The organism is Shewanella sp. H8 (assembly GCF_040285065.1).
Classification (GTDB): domain Bacteria; phylum Pseudomonadota; class Gammaproteobacteria; order Enterobacterales; family Shewanellaceae; genus Shewanella; species Shewanella polaris.
The window spans coordinates 509399-526960 of the sequence record NZ_CP157213.1 but is presented as its reverse complement, the minus strand read 5'-3'; the positions used below and the strand labels follow the sequence as shown (position 1 = coordinate 526960).

Below are 17562 nucleotides of genomic sequence, written 5' to 3'. Positions count from 1 at the left end.
AATTGTTTAAGTGCACTAACTTAAAAGAGATATGAATATGACTAATAACACCACAAATTACGTTAAGGCAGATGCAACACATATTGATTTCCCCGTTACTAATAGAGAAGAACATTTTGAGTGGTGGTACTTCGATGCTCACCTTGATAATGGTGACTACCTTGTTGTTATGTACTCATTAAATGATACAAGATTAAAGCCTAGACAACCTTCTGTCCGACTCAACATCTACACAAAAGGTCAAGCTGAAATATCTAAAATAACAAAGTACACAGAAGCAGATGTATCAACGAGCTATGAAAAGTGTGATGTGAAATTAGGTGAGCAATACTGTAAAGATTGCGGCGATTATTACGAACTTTATACCTTAATAGAAGGGGTTGGCGCCAAATTAAAATTATATAAACAAAATCATCCGTATACCTCTGAAGGAACACCAAGTCCTATGCCATGGACCGTGGCGGTTCCTTCTGCTGATATAGAAGGTGAGCTTTATAAAGATGGCAAAATCATCCAAGTAAAAGGTACTGGTTATCATGATCATAACTGGGGCGAAAAAAGTGTCGCTGGAATAATGAAAAATTGGTACTGGGGCAAAGTACATTCTCCTGACATTTCCATCGATTACTCCGTCATTATGGACTTTGAAGGCAACATAATTCCAACCGGTGCATTGGTCACTGACCGTGAAAACTTAATAATATCTCCAACTGAATTTTTGACCGACCCTGAGCACGTTAAAGCTACAGCAGTCATTAACGAGACCATGACAGAAGAATCAATGGGCTACACCTTCGCAAAAAGTTTGACACTAAAAGGCTCAAAAGGTGATCTAAGTTATATAGCAAATATCGTTCTTGAAGAGTTAGTTATGATTGAAAAAGGTCAACTGCTGCCAGGTGAAGATGCTTATCGATATACCGCCAAGGAAGAGTTAATTGTTACCCGAAATGGTGTCAGCAAAACCTACCATTCGGTTGGTTTACATGAAATTGTTTATCCCAAAAAATAATAGGATTTAAAGCATGACAAAAAAATTATTAATAGTTGGTGGCGGCTACTTGGGCGCTGAACTCGCTAAATCGTTAGATAATGATCTAGATGTAACGCTAATAGATCAACGTGATGTATTTGTTCATGCTCCAGCAATGATACGAGCGCTTGTAAAACCGTCTTTGTTAGACCGCGTGTTATTACCTTATGACTCGCTGCTTGCAAAAGGAAAGTTTGTTAAAGCTAAAGTAATCAAGGTGAACGAAAACAGTGTCACTCTTGAAGATGGCACACAATTGGACGCTGACTTTATTGTTATTGCCACCGGCTCTACTAATGGTGTGGCCTTTAAGCCTGCAGGTGACAGCATTGATGATTTCCGTGCTGTTATCACTGAAATACACGCAAAACTGCAAACCGCTAAATCGGTTGCTATCGTTGGCGCAGGTGCTGTAGGAACTGAAATGGCCGGTGAAATCAATTCTGCCATGCCAGATAAAAACATCACCTTGATATCCAGCGAATCAAGTCTGTTTGCGCAAATGCCAAGCAAGTTTGGCACGGCCATTACATCAAAACTCAAACAGGCAGGCGTTGACATTAAGTTCGGCGTTAGAGTTAACGACCTTAAGAGCTTAACAGAACCTTACTCTGGCTCTCTTAGTTTATCGGATGGGTCGACTATAACAGCCGATCTGATCATCCCAGCAATAGGTTCTAGAGCCGTATCTGAACTAGTTGACGAATTGCCTAACGTGAGCAAAGAAAACAACGGTCGAGTGACGGTCGATAAATACTTACGCCCCTCTTCTTATGCCAACGTCTTTGCCGCTGGCGATGTTGCGAGTAACGGTGATGCTATGACAATTGTTGCTGTAGGGCGACAAGTACCTTGGCTCACTAATACGCTAAAAGCACTAGCTGCTGGAACAAGCCTCGACCAACTAAAGCCTTATACTCCTTGGAAGAAAGCACCTCTATTTCTGCCACTAGGACCTAATAAAGGAAACTCATATATGGTCATTGCCACCTTTGGCAATTGGGTCACTAGCAAAATTAAAGGTAAGGATTTGTTCATCACTAAGTATCGTAAACTCTTTGGACTAAAGCACTGAGAATTTAGTAAGCAGTGAACACATTTTCAGCTCGCTTAGGTTGAAAACGAGTTGTTAAAATCAATTGTATGTATATCTATTTATGACATTTGGTGTTGATAAATCGAGGTATCGACCGAACTAATATACCGCTTCAAGCAATTAATAATATTTAAGATACTGGGGAAAGTTGATCTTTCGAGGTCAAAATTTGTCTGGGGAAAACCGTTTTTAATCACGGTGCAAGGTGTGATGCCTAGTCTTCTAAGCGAATATCTTGCAACAAAGAGAAAAATAAGTTTAGCCGACTCCTTCGGGTTGCATTTGTAGCTACTGCAAAATTCATTTCGAAAAATCAACGGCGCCTAATTAATGCAAACCTTAAGAATCAATAATCCCATGGACATAACTGTTTTTATATAAGTAACTTAATAACATATGATTGCAAACTAAAAACAAAAAAGCGAACCCGAAGGCTCGCTTTTTTTCAGCAAATACTGTTGGTTACTTGTGGTATTTACCCGATAACTCATGCACAGAATTGATAAATGCACCGGCATGTTCAGGATCAACATGTTGATGAATACCATGGCCTAAGTTAAATACATGGCCAGTACCTTCACCATAACTTGCTAGAATTTGATCCACTTCTTGATGGATACGCTCTGGCGTAGCATATAACATTGATGGGTCCATGTTACCTTGCAGCGCCACTTTATGGCCTACACGACGACGAGCATCACCAATATCAACAGTCCAGTCTAAACCTAACGCATCACAACCTGTTTCAGCCATAGACTCTAACCATAATCCGCCACCTTTAGTAAATAAGGTAACAGGTACTTTACGGCCGTCTGCAAAACGGGTTAAACCATCAACAATTTTTTGCATATAACGTAATGAGAATTCACGATAAGCGTGATGCGATAACGCACCGCCCCATGAATCGAATATCATTAACGATTGCGCACCGTTAGCCACTTGAGCATTAAGATATAACACTACTGAGTCAGCTAACTTGTCTAATAGCATGTGCAATGCAGCTGGTTCGGCATAAGCCATACGCTTAATTTTTTCGAATGTTTTGCTTGAACCGCCTTCAACCATGTAAGTGGCTAAAGTCCAAGGTGAACCAGAAAAACCGATTAATGGAACTTCGCCATTTAGTTCGCGGCGAATGGTGCTCACAGCACGCATTACATAACCTAATTCATCTTCTGGATCAGGAATTGATAACTTTTTAATTGCATCGATGGTGTCAGTCGGACGTTCAAAACGAGGACCTTCGCCAGCTTCGAAATACAAACCAAGGCCCATTGCATCAGGCACTGTCAGGATATCTGAGAATAAAATTGCGGCATCTAAATCATAACGACGTAATGGCTGTAATGTCACTTCGCAAGCAAGCTCAGCATTACGACACAACGACATAAAGTCACCCGCTTGAGCGCGAACTTCTTTATATTCAGGTAAATAACGTCCAGCTTGACGCATCATCCATACTGGTGTGACATCAACTGGTTGCTTTAACAACGCACGTAAATAACGATCGTTTTTTAATTCTGCCATGTGGGCTTTCTTCCTAGACTGTTATGATTTCTGCTGGCGGGTAGTTTAGCACTTACGCGATTAATGTAACCTCTCATGGGATATTTATGTGAGCTATTCCTAAATCTTGCAGTTATTTTTCTAACATCTTGACTATCTTGCTCACAAAATACACAGGACTGGCGTATAAATCGCAAATTATTAGATTAAACGTTGCGTCAAGGTAAGTGGTTTGGTATAAAAAGTGTGCGCTAGCAAGAACAATCAAGAAGCCCGACATATCGAGCCTTTGAAAACTTAGTTACCCCGTGATGGTTCAGCCATCACGGGGTTTTTTATTGCTCTATTTCCTACCAGTTGTTCTTTTGCCTCTAAAGCTGATGGCTATATAAGCAAATAAAAATAAAACAGTTGATCACAATACACTTTGTCCAATACATTAGTTGATACATACAGACTGCCAATTAGGATAATACATGCTAACAAAACTCGAAAAAGCAGAAAAACGTTGGGGCGGTGCTAATAATTTAATCGATCAATGGCTTGATAACCGCCGAAAATTACTGGTTCAATATTTTATTGTTGCTGGATTAGCACCTTATTCACGTAGCGAAAAATCACTGCCAAGCATGGATCAAGTAAAACAATTTTGCGATCAATTAGTCGACTATGTCTCTGAAGGCCATTTTGAGGTGTACAACAATGTACTCAAAGCTTGTGAAAAGTTTGGTGAATCGAGCATCGAAACTAGCAACGCGTTGTTGCCGCTCATCAGTGAAAGCACCGACATAGCATTAGATTTCCACGATAAATATACCGATACAGCAGATGAACAAGTGTTGTATCAACTTGATAATGATTTATCTCATTTGGCACAAGCGATGGAATCACGATTCGAATTAGAAGATCAACTTCTTGAGATTCTTTACAAGCGTAATGCTTAAATGACAATACCCGATTAAAGAGTGTGATGTTGTTGCACACTTTTTATTCAAAGCAATAAAATACTTATTTCAAATCCTATTGCCGTTTATGCCAATTTTCAGGCAGTTCTACTTGTGACCATAAACGTTTACATAAATCTTGCGGTTGATGCCAATCACCCATTGTTAGCCACTCCACCAATGCATCACCTACTTGTGGATAAGCAATGGGTTTAGGTGATGGACTTTTCAACCAACGTTTAAGTACCATAGTATCTAAAGTCTGCATGCTTTCTGCTGCGGCCAATAATTGCAACGCTGCCACATTAGCAGATTGCTCAAACTGCCCCTGTAAAGGTTTAACCAATAATTTCTTACCTAGCGTCATCGCCTCACTAGCTAACTCGAAACCGGCATTGCCGATCACCCCGCCACATTGCGCCATGCGCTGTTTAAAACCTTCACGATTAAAGCCATGCCAATGAATATGGTCCGCTAATTTTTTCAAAGGCTTGGCGCTGTGATAAACAAAGAAATGGTATTGATCAAAAGGCGCTAAAAACGCCGCTATACGGTCGGCATCTTCAAAGGGCAAATAGACTAAAATCTGATGGCTATGATCCCCCTTATTGGACGACACCTCGACAAAAGGCGGTAAAATAGGAAAACCAAAGTGATGCCAATGACAACCTAAACCAATGTCGACAGGCGCAAAATGATTAAGCAAGAACTCGTTAAACCAGCTATTGCCTTGTTTAGGAACAGGATGCTGTAATGCTGCTTGATGACTAATGGCTATCGATGGCACATTTTGTTGTTTAGCAGCCCAGGCGCTAACGGGTTCAAAGTCATTTATCACTAAGTCATAACCCGTTAAATCTAATTGTTTAATCTCTGATAAAATGGGTGTTTTTAAATTACATTGGGCCGTTTTAACGGTATTCACCCGACCATTTTCAGTCACAAAAGTCATACCGTTACGTGTCTGATAATCGCCAAAACATTGCATATCAAAATAATGTTGCGGTGTACGGCCTGAAAATAAAAAATCGACATCGACATTTTGATGTTTAAGCGCCTTAGACATTACCCGCGCGCGACTGATATGGCCATTACCTGTACCTTGGACTCCATACAAAATTTTCATATTGCTTTCATCCCTTTACAGCTGAATTAACACAATTAAACACACTAGATTTATTGCTTCATGAGTTGTCAAAAGATGAGTTATCACGACATGAGTTGCTCAACAAGTAATACCGATCCCATTCCTAAGCCTGCTCCTGCAATAATATCCAATGGATAATGCACTCCAAGAGCAATCCGCGATGAACCGACAAAACAAGCCCAAGCAAATGCTATTGGTGCTAAAGTCGGAAATACCACATTCACCACGCTGGCAAACACAAAGGCCCCAGCGGTGTGTCCTGACGGTAAGCTAAATTTATCTGAAGGTTCAAAACTAGATTCAAACCCTGCTAAAGCGTGACAAGGACGATGACGTCGAATGCTGTTTTTCAGCAGTAAATATAAAGGAAACTCAACCAAGAAACTGCCAAGAACTAAATTAAAAAAATGCTGCCCATTGGGATGAAAAAACAATAATGCGACCGATAAATAAACATAATAGTGACCATCACCGGTTGCAGACACGCGCTTAGCAGCTTGGTTCAGAGTATTCTCTCGGCTAAATTGTACGATCCAATAAAACACATATTTATCTAACTGGCTGATACTTATCTTCATGCTTGACTCCATGCCAAACGCCGGGAAAATCATTAACCCGATCAAAGTTATGTATTTGTTAACAGATTAAATAATAGTGAACTGGAATGAACGCGAGGTGACAGTTAGCCTAAAGTTTTATGACAGCCGAAATGAATTAATGATTACACATCAGAAATGAGCTATAGAATCGAAATGGCTAAGACGGTTAATCTTCCCTAGTTAATATATATTGAGCGATCAGTAGATACCAATGAATGCCCCATAAAAAATCCCCTCATACAGGTATGAAGGGATTTTTTAAATGTTGATTATCGTAAATTAATCAAACTGATTCCACAAACGTTATGCCGTTTCAGGCTGTACGCCTTTATTACGATAAATCTTAATTAAGTGAAAAATGTTAATGCATGCGACAAAGGCATTCATGCCCGCTACTGGCCAAGCTTCGATTGCATATCCATATGCAACAAAAAAAGAACAGCCGATAAAATTTAACCATCTTAGTAAAATGATGTCTTTCATCATCAGTGAAATGGCGACCATAACTGATGCGGCATAACCTAAGATTTCAATAATATTGATATTTTCCATAAGAACCTCTATTCAGACCCTCTGCCTTCCGTGTGCGTAATGAGGGTTCCGTGCCCCTAAAGTTAGTATTTTTTTGTAAACTAACATTAATAAATCTACCAATATGCTAACAAACTGTTGAACAAAAATGTAATTAAAAAACGTATTAGGATGACTTAAATCAACATATATCAACTAATTAGTTAAATTTGAAAGAAAATTACTTCCAAATCTGATCTCTGTTCTGTATTTAGGTCAATGGCCATTTAGGGATAAAACGCAGCGTAAGTTGATTTATAACAATCCGGTGATTGATAAGGCTTTTATTTTCACAAAAAGCTCATATAATTCATTTAACTTTGCTTTACCCAGCAATTTACCGTTGCTGTCCAACAGGAGTGAATTATGGAATATAACACCTCAGAACTGTGCGACATGTATATAGATGTAGTCGATGTCGTCGAGCCGATGTTCAGTAACTACGGTGGTTGCAGCTCCTTCGGTGGCTCAATCAGTACCATTAAGTGTTTTGAAGACAACGGCCTGATTGCTGATGCCTTAGAAGAAGACGGTGAAGGTAAAGTGTTATTAGTCGATGGTGGTGGTTCACTTAGACGCGCTCTACTGGATGCTAGAATCGTGGAACTTGCCGTTGCCAACAATTGGGAAGGCATTATTATTTACGGATCTGTGCGTGATGTCGACGCCCTTGAAGAACTTGATATCGGTATTCAAGCGCTGGCTTCAATTCCTGTTGGTGCTGAAGGTAATGGTATTGGAGAAGTTGAAATTCCGGTGAATTTTGGCGGCGTAACCTTCCTACCTGGCGATCACATTTATGCCGATAATACCGGTGTTATTTTATCTCCAGAACCATTAGATATTGATTAACTATAGCCAAGCCTGTGTCAGCTTATAAATGCCGGCACACTCGCCATAAAAAAACCAGCTATGCTGGTTTTTTTATGGCTGTAATATAGAGAACTATTATGCAGATTATATTGGCAAGCATTGTTCATGGCGTTACGCTCATTTATCTGAGTAATCCCCTGCATGATGCTACGTATATGAACAAGCGGGTTATAGTGATGTAGGCCAATGGCTTAGTGAGTTGATGCATGCTTATATTCAATGGCCATTAACTTGCCTAAAGTAGAATCGATAGCAGCTATTCATTAAAGACTCATTTTGTGCTCTAATGCAGGGAAAATTTTAGCCTTAATAGCTTATGCTTATTGGGGTTAGTCGACGTGAAGAGCATTGCCGTGTTCAAGTTGATGTGAAATCTGTGTCCAGCGTAAGGTAAGACAACTAATTGATTGTTGTCACACTCTAGCACCACGGCATTTCAGCAATCATTCGCAATGGCATACACTTGCTATTAATTATCGCACATTATAGGAATATACCGATGTCTGAAGGCGAACCAAAAAACACTCATTTTGGATATAAAACTGTCGAAGCTGATAAGAAGGCAGACTTAGTCGCTGATGTGTTTCATTCCGTTGCAGCAAAATACGACATAATGAATGACGTAATGTCTTTTGGAGTTCACCGCTTTTGGAAGCGTCACACCATTGAAGTAGCCGCTGCTCGACCGGGCATGAAAGTGCTTGATTTAGCAGGTGGAACGGGCGACTTAACCGCTAAATTTTCAAACTTAGTCGGCGACCGTGGTCAAGTTGTTCTTGCTGATATTAATGATTCGATGCTCAAAGTCGGCCGAACAAAATTACGTGACAAAGGCATTGTCAATAACGTCAGTTATGTTCAAGCTAATGCTGAAGCACTGCCGTTTCCTGATAACCATTTTGACATTATCACCATCGCATTCGGTTTACGTAATGTAACCGATAAAGATGCAGCACTGCGTTCAATGCACCGCGTTTTAAAACCTGGCGGAAAACTATTAGTACTTGAATTTTCAACACCTAAGCATGAATTAATGCGTAAAGTATACGACATGTATAGCTTTAAGGTATTGCCAAAGATGGGCGCATTAATCACTAAAGATGCCGACAGTTACGAATACCTTGCCGAATCTATTCGGATGCATCCTGATCAAGAGACTCTTAAGCAGATGATGATAGATGCAGGGTTTGAACAAGTTGACTACACCAATATGACCGATGGCGTTGTCGCATTGCATAGAGGTTATAAGTTCTAATGCTACCCAATCACTTTGCTTTATTAACCTGTGCTGCGATTGAAACCGCTTTTAACCAATTGCCCAAACAGGCTAAAGATGACTATGCTCGGCAGAAATCATTACACGGCAAAGTATTTTGTATCCAGTTGAGCCAGCTAAGCTGGCCAATCTATTTGGTATTTGCCAAGCAAATTCAAGTGCTCAGCTTTTATGATGCTAACGTTGCCGTAACGGTTAAGGCTGATTTATCGACCTTATATCAGCTCACTGAAGGTGCAAACTTAACGGAACTCATCAAACAAGATAAGCTCAGTCTTCAAGGTGATATTCAATTACTGCAAACCTTGAGTCATTATTTACAGCATATTCATTTTGATTTTGCTGAACCATTATCACACTATATCGGTGATGCTCCGACACATAAATTGGTGACTACGGCGAGACAATTGAGTGATGATGTTAAACAAGTGATACAAAAAACACGCTCGCACATCAGCCAACTGACAACTGAAGAATATCGTTTGGCACCACATAAAATTGAATGGCTGCATTTTCGTGATAATCTAGATGAACTCGTCAGCCAAACCGACGCAGTTGAAACCAAGATAGCCCAATTAAGAGATCAAATAACTCCATGACATTTGCAAGTATCAGGCGTGGTTACCATGTCATTAAAACCATTCTCCATTTTGGCTTAGATGACTTAATTCCTCGACATAAAAAGCCCTGGTATTTTTCAATCCTACGTAACAGCTTATTTTGGATCCGCAATAAACATAAGCAGAAGTCCCATGCCGAACGTTTAAAGTTAGCCATGGAAGATTTAGGTCCTGTGTACATAAAGCTGGGGCAAATGTTATCAACTCGTCGCGATCTACTTGATGACGAGTGGGCTTACCAATTAGCCATGTTACAAGACCAAGTGCCACCATTTGACTCAGCCTTGGCACGCCAAGCAATTGAAGCAGAACTAAAGGCACCGATAGAAACTTATTTTGATGACTTTAATGACACGCCATTAGCCTCCGCCTCTATCTCTCAAGTGCATACCGCCACATTAAAGTCGAACGGTAAAGACGTAGTACTGAAAGTATTGCGCCCAAATGTCGAACAGCAAATATTAGCTGACTTACAGTTAATGACTCAAACTGCCAACATACTAGAAGCTTTATTGGGTGAAGGTAATCGTTTACGTCCCGCCGAAGTGATTGAAGATTACCAAACTACTATTTTAGGTGAACTGAACCTCAAACTCGAAGCACTCAATGCCATAAAACTGCGTAATAACTTTATTGATTCCAATTCATTGTATGTGCCTTTTGTTTACGAGGAACACAGCTATAAACGCCTAATGGTAATGGAACGTATTTACGGTATCCCAGTGTCTGATACAGCAGCGCTGCGGGCCCAAGGCACCAACTTTAAACTGCTTGCGGAACGCGGTGTTGAATTATTTTTCACTCAAGTGTTTCGAGATAACTTTTTCCACGCAGATATGCACCCAGGTAATATCTTTATCAGTCGTGAACATCCCAATGATCCATTTTATATCGGTCTAGACTGCGGGATTATGGGCACCTTAACCGATGTTGATAAGCGTTATCTTGCCGAAAACTTTCTGGCTTTTTTTAATCGTGATTATCGCCGCATTGCACAGTTGTATATTGAATCGGGTTGGGTTTCAGAACACACTGACGTTATTGCTTTCGAGCAAGCGGTTAAAGTGGTATGCGAACCAATGTTTAATAAACCACTCGATGAAATTTCATTTGGACATGTACTACTGGAACTTTTTAAAACAGCACGTCAGTTTGATATTGTGGTGCAACCACAACTGGTATTACTGGAAAAAACCCTATTGTACATAGAAGGGTTAGGTCGCCAGTTATATCCACAACTAGACTTGTGGCAAACAGCGAAACCTTTTTTAGAAGATTGGATGTCAGAACAAGTTGGCCCTAAGGCCATGTATAACAAAGTAAAATCAAATGCACCTTTTTGGGCAGACAAACTCCCTGAGTTTCCTGAATTAATTTACGATAATTTAAAGCTAGGGCGTAAATTACTCGGCACTCAACAGCAAATGTTAGATAAGTATTTGCGTTATCAACAAAAATCACACAAGAGCAATTATCTACTGATCACTTCTGCTGTATTGTTGATCTGCGGCACAATTTTATTTACTCAAATAGCTACACTATGGCTAACGTATAGCTGTATTGGTGCTGGAATATTGATTTGGGCGATAGGATGGAGATCTAGGCCAAAGAATCGCAAATTTTAGCTAGCACTAATTTATTAGACGTTCATAATACTTAAAGAATTGGGTGGTATTATGGATTTTGAAATAATTATTTTACAAAACCATTTTTTATTTAAAGAGGATAATCTTCATGGGCGGCATCAGTATTTGGCAGCTTCTAATCGTAGCGTTAATTGTCATTCTATTATTTGGAACAAAAAAATTGCGTTCTTTAGGCGGTGATTTAGGTGGAGCAGTAAAAGGCTTTAAAAATGCCATGACTCCAGAAGATGAAACCAAACCTGTAGAAGAAAGTAAGTCTATAGAAGACCAAGAAAAAACAGCTGCGACTTCGCAACAGGCTGCAGAAAAGCAACCTGAATCTAAAGATAAACAGGCGTAATTTATTATGTTTGACGGTATCGGCTTTATGGAGCTGCTGCTGATCGGTATTTTGGGGCTAGTGGTACTTGGCCCCGAAAGACTTCCGGTTGCAGTACGTTCAATTACAGGTTGGATCCGCGCGCTTAAGCGCATGGCAAACTCTGTCAAAGATGAACTTGAACAAGAGCTTAAAATTGATCAGCTACATGCCGATTTAAAAAAAGCTGAAAGTAAAGGTTTAGCCAATTTGTCACCAGAGCTACAAGAGTCAATTGATCAGTTGAAGCAAGCTGCTGCGTCAGTAAATCGACCATATAAGGTTGAAGACACGCCACCAGTTACGCCAACAAAGTCACCTGACACCTCGGCCCCTGTCGCTGAAGTTAAGTCACCTGAAGTGGCCAGCGAAAGCAGCTCAACCCCTAAATCTAACGGATAATTCATGTCGCAACAGCTACCGCTTATTAGCCATTTGCTTGAATTACGTAATAAATTGCTTAAAGCCATTGGCAGTGTATTACTGGTATTCATCGCTATTGTGTATTGGGCTAATGATATTTATCACTACATAGCCTTGCCTTTAATGCGTTCGCTTCCAGAAACCGGCAGCATGATTGCAACCGACGTTGCTGCGCCCTTTTTTGCACCGTTTAAATTAACACTGGTGTTAGCATTCTTTATTGCCATTCCCTATGTTCTTTATCAGGTTTGGTCTTTTGTTGCGCCAGGTTTATACAAGCATGAAAAGCGCTTAGTTGTTCCTCTATTAACTAGTAGTACCCTGCTATTTTATCTTGGAATAGCTTTTGCCTACTATATTGTTTTCCCCGTTGTATTTGGTTTTTTTACCAGCGTGGTCCCTGATGGTGTTCAAGTTGCGACCGATATCAGCAGTTATTTGAGTTTTATTCTTAAACTGTTTTTTGCCTTTGGTTTAGCCTTTGAAATCCCTGTCGCCGTGGTTTTACTATGTTGGGCGGGTGTCACTACACCTGATGAATTACGCAAAAAACGTCCTTATATTGTGGTTGGCGCATTTGTTATCGGTATGTTTTTAACTCCTCCAGATATTATTTCTCAGACTATGCTAGCGGTTCCAATGCTGTTATTGTTTGAGGGTGGTCTAATCGCCGCACGCTTTTACAGTAAAAAAGACGATGAATCAGAGAGCGAGCCAGAGAGCGAGCACACTGATAACTAAACTTCAATGGTCTTACTCGGACCATTTAGTTTAGCCAGACAATATAATAAGGAAGAATCAATGCGTTTAAGTTTAATTGCAGTAGGCATCATATTGATGTCGACTAATGTCTATGCCAATTCGAATCTTGGTCAGCAGTTGTCTATATGTGCAGCCAAAACTGATAAGCTCGAGCGTTTAATCTGTTATGACGAATTAGCCGCTAACGCTAAACCTAGCGCACATATAATGGCTCCAGCATCACCTAAAGTTGTTACAGCTAAACCATCAGTAGCAGCCCCTGTTGTTCGAGCTCCTGTAGAGAGTGTAGATACTTTTGGCTTAAAAAAGAAAGTCGTAGAGAAGCAAATCGACAAAATTTATTTTGAAGTATCTGCTGTCAAAAAAGGACCATACGACGAATTAATTATTACTCTCACCAATGGTCAAGTTTGGAAGCAAACCAATCCTGAACGTTACAAAGTCATCAAAGGCCAACGTATCTTTATAAAATCAGGCGCACTAAGCTCATTTTTACTAGGTAACGATGAACGTAAAGCGACGACTCGAGTTAGACGCTTAAAGTAACATTAGTTACTATTATTACATGACTCAATACATCGACATTGCCGTCAATTTGCTTAGCAACAGGCTCAAGCACGATATTGACAATATAATCAATGATGCGGCGACACAATATGTTTCGCCGTTAATTGTTATTGGCAGCGATCTGGATGAAAGTGCTGAAGCAATAACCCTCTGCCAACAATACCCACATAAACTCTACTGCACGACAGGTGTTCATCCACATAATGCCTCTTCTTGGGATCAACACAGCAAAATACGTTTAGCACTACTTGCTCAGCAACAAACTGTCGTTGCTATTGGTGAATGTGGACTTGATTACAATCGTGATTTTTCACCGCGCTCAGCACAACGAAAAACATTTGCTGCACAATTAGAGTTGGCTTGTGAACTAAACATGCCGGTATTAATGCATTGTCGTGAAGCACATAATGATTTTATAGCCATTGTAAATGAGTATCGGGCTCAACTTCCTAATGCTCTATTACATTGTTTTACGGGTAATAAAAACGAACTTATTGAATGCTTAGCAGCGGATTTATATATTGGTATTACTGGTTGGATTTGCGATGAGCGCCGAGGACAAGACCTAGCTCAATTAGTGCCATTAATTCCTAATAATCGCATTATGGCAGAAACCGATAGTCCTTACTTATTACCACGCAATATGCGACCGAAACCTAAGTCGAGCAAAAACTTACCTCAGTATTTACCTTATATCGTTGAACAGATGGCAAATCTCCGTCAACAATTACCACAAACATTAGCACAGGCATGCTACAAAAATAGTTGTGATTTTTTCCAATTACCTGCATCTGAAAACATAAGTTGTCATTCATGAAAAACAATGCAACTTATCGTTCATCCTGCTGTTATCTTTATCATGTAAGCGTGATAATTGGGTTATGTTTGCTGTTCATTGGTCAACACAGTTGGGCGAGTACCTTCTCCCCTATGCCACTTAGACTGACATCAGATTCCATCACCAAAATTGAATTACAAGAATGGGTATATGCCAACCAGAGCAATGATATTGGAACCTTAACCCAGCTACTACAACAACCAGAAAATACTTGGGGGAAAGTCAATGCCACCCAACCATATCGAATAGGCATTAAAAACTATTGGGTAAGTTTTAGTATATTTACCCCCAACGACAACTTGTCACGCATCATTGCGTTAGATAATCCATTGCTAGATAGCGTTAAAATATATCACCTAATTAATGGTAGGCTAATTGGAACTGAAGTCATGGGTGATGGCCTGCCATTTAAACAACGCCCATTACAAAGTAATATATTTTTATACCCTGTCAACTTCGAGCCTGGTGACACCCATACTTTTTATTTTAAAATAGACACTAAAGGCAGTGTTAGCCTGCCATTGGTATTATGGTCTTCAAACGATCTCACCCAACTCACTGAAACTAAGAATTTATTTAATGGTATGCAAATTGGTTTATTGCTTGCCATCTGTTTATTCAGTTTATTCATCGCGCTCGCTTCTGGATCATTTAGCTACAGTTATTACAGTGGTTATGTATTAGGGCTAACATTATTGACCGCTACGATATATGGCGTCTCATTTCGTTATTTATGGCCTCAATGGCCAATTATTCAACAATATATTTTCCTCATTCTTATCCCATTGACATTAGCATTCTCATTATTGTTTACTGAAAAAGTATTACAGCTCAAATACCATAATTTAAAAATGTTACGAATTTGCAGAGTAATGGCAGGACTGTGTTTTGGTTTGACCTTTATTATGCCGTTTATTAACTACAGTACGGCGCTTTATACCCTAGTGTTTGTAGTATTGACCATCAGTATAATATTAATGGCTTTCTCGTTGATCCAAGCCTTTGGTGGTCAACGCAATGCACCTTTGTATGCCATCGGTCGATTTGGATTTATGCTTGGTTGTATCGTTACTGGGTTAATTTATATTGGTATAATTAGCCCCGGTTTTTCTCCACTAATACCCGTTATGATAGGGCTAACTTTTGAAGTGATTACCATGGCTGCGGTACTGGCATCACGCTACAACGACGAACGAAAAGCAAAGTTAAAGATCCAACAACAAGCATTAGAACAAGCCCAGCGGTTACGCGAAACTCGTGAAGAAGCGCTGCGCAGTGAAGCAGAAAATAGCGAAAAACTTGAGAGAATGGTACAAGAGCGTACTTTAGAGTTAGAAGTTACTTTGCGTGAGCTTAATGATGTTAACCAACAACTGACAGAACAAAATACCATTGATAGTCTTACCGGGGTTAAAAACCGCAGTGCATTCGATCGCCGCTTAATTGCTGAGGGGCGGATCAGCCGTCGTCAACAAACACCTATGTCATTATTAATGATTGATATTGATAAATTTAAAAGTATCAATGACCAATTTGGCCACCTCAGCGGTGACTACACCATACAAACGATTGCAAATACGTTAAGCGAATATTTAAAGCGCCCAACAGATCTCGTATCACGTTTTGGTGGCGAAGAGTTTGCTATTATTTTACCTTGCACTGATAAAGACGGTGCTTTACTCGTTGCTGAACAAATTCGTCAGGCAATCAGTGAACTCAACATTGTCCATAACGGCCACACGATGCCTATAACAATAAGTATCGGTGTAAGCACCGCGATTATCGACAGTGATGAGCATCCAATACTATTACTTGAACAAGCAGATAAATCCCTGTATCAAGCTAAACGCAGCGGCCGAAACAAAGTTTGCTACTATCAGCTAGAAACAGACCAGACCTAAACCAGGAGTCGAAATTGAATATTATTACCAGTGCTTTTCCACAGCGCAGAATGCGCCGCATGCGTAAACATGAATTTAGCCGTCGTTTGATGTCTGAAAATACGTTAACGGTTAATGATCTCATTTATCCTATGTTTGTATTAGAAGGTTTTCAACGCTCTGAGAAAATTGCTTCAATGCCTGGAATTGAACGTTTTTCAATTGATCTATTATTAAAAGAAGCCGCTGAACTTGTTGAACTCGGCATTCCGCTTATCGCGTTATTCCCCGTCACACCAGCCGATAAAAAGAGCTTACTTGCCGAAGAGTCTTACAATCCAGATGGGTTAGTACAACGTGCCGTACGCGAGTTAAAGCAAGCATTCCCACAACTCGGCATTATGACTGATGTAGCTTTAGATCCATACACGACTCACGGCCAAGACGGTATCATTGATGACACTGGCTATATTATCAATGACATCACTTCAGAGATATTAGTCAAACAGGCTCTATCGCATGCAGAAGCGGGTGCAGATATTGTCGCACCATCAGATATGATGGACGGTCGCATTGGCGCCATTCGTCAAACCCTTGAAAATGAGGGCTTTGTTAATACCCAAATAATGGCTTATTCAGCGAAATATTCATCAAGCTATTATGGCCCGTTTCGTGACGCAGTCGGATCAGCCAGTAATTTAAAAGGTGGCAATAAGCATAGCTACCAGATGGATCCAGCGAATAGCGATGAAGCTTTGCATGAAGTGGCATTAGACATTCAAGAAGGTGCCGACATGGTCATGGTTAAGCCAGGTATGCCTTATTTAGACATAGTCTATCGTGTTAAAACAGAATTAGCAGTACCGACTTTTGCTTATCAGGTGAGTGGCGAATACGCCATGCACATGGCTGCTATTCAAAACGGTTGGTTAGCAGAAAAAGCCATTGTAATGGAGTCACTACTTTGCTTTAAGCGCGCTGGGGCTGATGGTATTTTAACTTACTTTGCTAAACGTGCTGCTCAGTGGTTAAAAGAGCAAAATTAATTAACATCACTCATTAAGTCATTATTAAGCCAATCAATTTCTGATTGGCTTTTTATTTTATAATGTAATATCACTTCCATTAATTATATAAGTAACCTCAGTGGCTCCCAAGGGCGGATTTCTGTTCCTTTATGCTGCTTAATATGATTTTGACATAAACTGCATGGTCTATTTTATTCCATAAAAAATAACAAGTTTCCGCCATCCATGACGATCAGATGCAAAAAATAGAGCATCGCAGGATCTGTTACCGAGAACGACTAAACCTACATTACTTACCTAGATGGCAAAGAACTCCCGTTGAATGACAAAATAATTATTGAATTGTTATAACTTAGTTGAATTATACCTAACTAAAATAGTGATCAATCCAACATA

18 protein-coding genes are annotated in these 17562 nt (G+C 39.9%); 14 read left to right on the top strand and 4 right to left on the bottom strand.

Annotation, left to right across the window (positions count from 1 at the left end):
* Nucleotides 1-37 precede the first annotated feature (37 nt).
* Both ABIS04_RS02290 and ABIS04_RS02285 read left to right on the top strand, forming a co-directional pair.
* A complete protein-coding gene (locus ABIS04_RS02290; protein WP_350432464.1) occupies nucleotides 38-1012 on the top strand; it encodes a hypothetical protein in 975 nt (324 codons plus the stop codon).
* Nucleotides 1013-1025: 13 nt separating this feature from the next.
* A complete protein-coding gene (locus ABIS04_RS02285) occupies nucleotides 1026-2108 on the top strand; it encodes an FAD-dependent oxidoreductase (RefSeq protein ID WP_350432463.1) in 1083 nt (360 codons plus the stop codon).
* 483 nt (nucleotides 2109-2591) lie between these two features.
* Here ABIS04_RS02285 and hemE read toward each other — a convergent pair whose 3' ends face one another.
* Entirely contained in the window at nucleotides 2592-3656 is a 1065-nt protein-coding gene (gene hemE / locus ABIS04_RS02280; RefSeq protein WP_137223317.1) for a uroporphyrinogen decarboxylase, read from the bottom strand.
* Between the two features lie 455 nt (nucleotides 3657-4111).
* On the opposite strand from hemE, the gene rsd reads away from it, so the two are divergent.
* Complete coding sequence (gene rsd, locus ABIS04_RS02275; RefSeq protein ID WP_137223319.1) at nucleotides 4112-4579, top strand: sigma D regulator; 468 nt, start codon at nucleotides 4112-4114, stop codon at nucleotides 4577-4579.
* A gap of 76 nt (nucleotides 4580-4655) precedes the next feature.
* Here the strand turns inward: rsd and ABIS04_RS02270 are convergent, their stop codons facing one another.
* From ABIS04_RS02270 to ABIS04_RS02260, 3 genes are all read right to left on the bottom strand, one after another.
* On the bottom strand, nucleotides 4656-5705 hold the full coding sequence (locus tag ABIS04_RS02270; RefSeq protein ID WP_350432462.1) for an MJ1255/VC2487 family glycosyltransferase: 1050 nt from the start codon (nucleotides 5703-5705) through the stop codon (nucleotides 4656-4658).
* An 83-nt stretch (nucleotides 5706-5788) separates the two neighbouring features.
* Nucleotides 5789-6304 carry a phosphatase PAP2 family protein gene (locus ABIS04_RS02265; protein WP_137223323.1) on the bottom strand — a complete coding sequence of 172 codons (516 nt, stop codon included), beginning with the start codon at nucleotides 6302-6304 and terminating at the stop codon, nucleotides 5789-5791.
* Nucleotides 6305-6628: 324 nt separating this feature from the next.
* Nucleotides 6629-6877, bottom strand: coding sequence for a YgjV family protein (locus ABIS04_RS02260; protein WP_137223325.1), 249 nt, complete (start codon nucleotides 6875-6877; stop codon nucleotides 6629-6631).
* 384 nt (nucleotides 6878-7261) lie between these two features.
* Here ABIS04_RS02260 and rraA point away from each other — a divergent pair, with 384 nt between their 5' ends.
* From rraA to hemB, 11 genes are all read left to right on the top strand, one after another.
* Nucleotides 7262-7747, top strand: a complete 486-nt coding sequence (gene rraA / locus ABIS04_RS02255; protein WP_137223327.1) for a ribonuclease E activity regulator RraA — start codon at nucleotides 7262-7264, stop codon at nucleotides 7745-7747.
* A 520-nt stretch (nucleotides 7748-8267) separates the two neighbouring features.
* Nucleotides 8268-9023, top strand: coding sequence for a bifunctional demethylmenaquinone methyltransferase/2-methoxy-6-polyprenyl-1,4-benzoquinol methylase UbiE (ubiE, locus tag ABIS04_RS02250; protein ID WP_137223329.1), 756 nt, complete (start codon nucleotides 8268-8270; stop codon nucleotides 9021-9023).
* A complete protein-coding gene (locus ABIS04_RS02245) occupies nucleotides 9023-9643 on the top strand; it encodes an SCP2 sterol-binding domain-containing protein (protein WP_350432461.1) in 621 nt (206 codons plus the stop codon). The genes ubiE and ABIS04_RS02245 overlap by 1 nt, the downstream gene beginning before the upstream one ends.
* Nucleotides 9640-11289 carry a ubiquinone biosynthesis regulatory protein kinase UbiB gene (ubiB, locus tag ABIS04_RS02240; RefSeq protein WP_350432460.1) on the top strand — a complete coding sequence of 550 codons (1650 nt, stop codon included), beginning with the start codon at nucleotides 9640-9642 and terminating at the stop codon, nucleotides 11287-11289. The genes ABIS04_RS02245 and ubiB overlap by 4 nt, the downstream gene beginning before the upstream one ends.
* A 109-nt stretch (nucleotides 11290-11398) precedes the next feature.
* Nucleotides 11399-11650, top strand: a complete 252-nt coding sequence (gene tatA / locus ABIS04_RS02235) for a Sec-independent protein translocase subunit TatA (RefSeq protein ID WP_137223335.1) — start codon at nucleotides 11399-11401, stop codon at nucleotides 11648-11650.
* Between the two features lie 6 nt (nucleotides 11651-11656).
* On the top strand, nucleotides 11657-12070 hold the full coding sequence (tatB, locus tag ABIS04_RS02230) for a Sec-independent protein translocase protein TatB (RefSeq protein WP_137223337.1): 414 nt from the start codon (nucleotides 11657-11659) through the stop codon (nucleotides 12068-12070).
* 3 nt (nucleotides 12071-12073) lie between these two features.
* On the top strand, nucleotides 12074-12832 hold the full coding sequence (gene tatC, locus ABIS04_RS02225) for a twin-arginine translocase subunit TatC (RefSeq protein WP_140233190.1): 759 nt from the start codon (nucleotides 12074-12076) through the stop codon (nucleotides 12830-12832).
* Nucleotides 12833-12892: 60 nt separating this feature from the next.
* On the top strand, nucleotides 12893-13399 hold the full coding sequence (locus tag ABIS04_RS02220) for a hypothetical protein (RefSeq protein WP_350432459.1): 507 nt from the start codon (nucleotides 12893-12895) through the stop codon (nucleotides 13397-13399).
* 19 nt (nucleotides 13400-13418) lie between these two features.
* Complete coding sequence (locus tag ABIS04_RS02215) at nucleotides 13419-14237, top strand: TatD family hydrolase (protein ID WP_350432458.1); 819 nt, start codon at nucleotides 13419-13421, stop codon at nucleotides 14235-14237.
* A complete protein-coding gene (locus tag ABIS04_RS02210; protein WP_350432457.1) occupies nucleotides 14234-16159 on the top strand; it encodes a diguanylate cyclase in 1926 nt (641 codons plus the stop codon). The genes ABIS04_RS02215 and ABIS04_RS02210 overlap by 4 nt, the downstream gene beginning before the upstream one ends.
* A 14-nt stretch (nucleotides 16160-16173) precedes the next feature.
* Nucleotides 16174-17184 (top strand): porphobilinogen synthase, encoded by a 1011-nt coding sequence (hemB, locus tag ABIS04_RS02205; protein WP_350432456.1) that lies wholly within the window; start codon nucleotides 16174-16176, stop codon nucleotides 17182-17184.
* Nucleotides 17185-17562 lie beyond the last annotated feature (378 nt).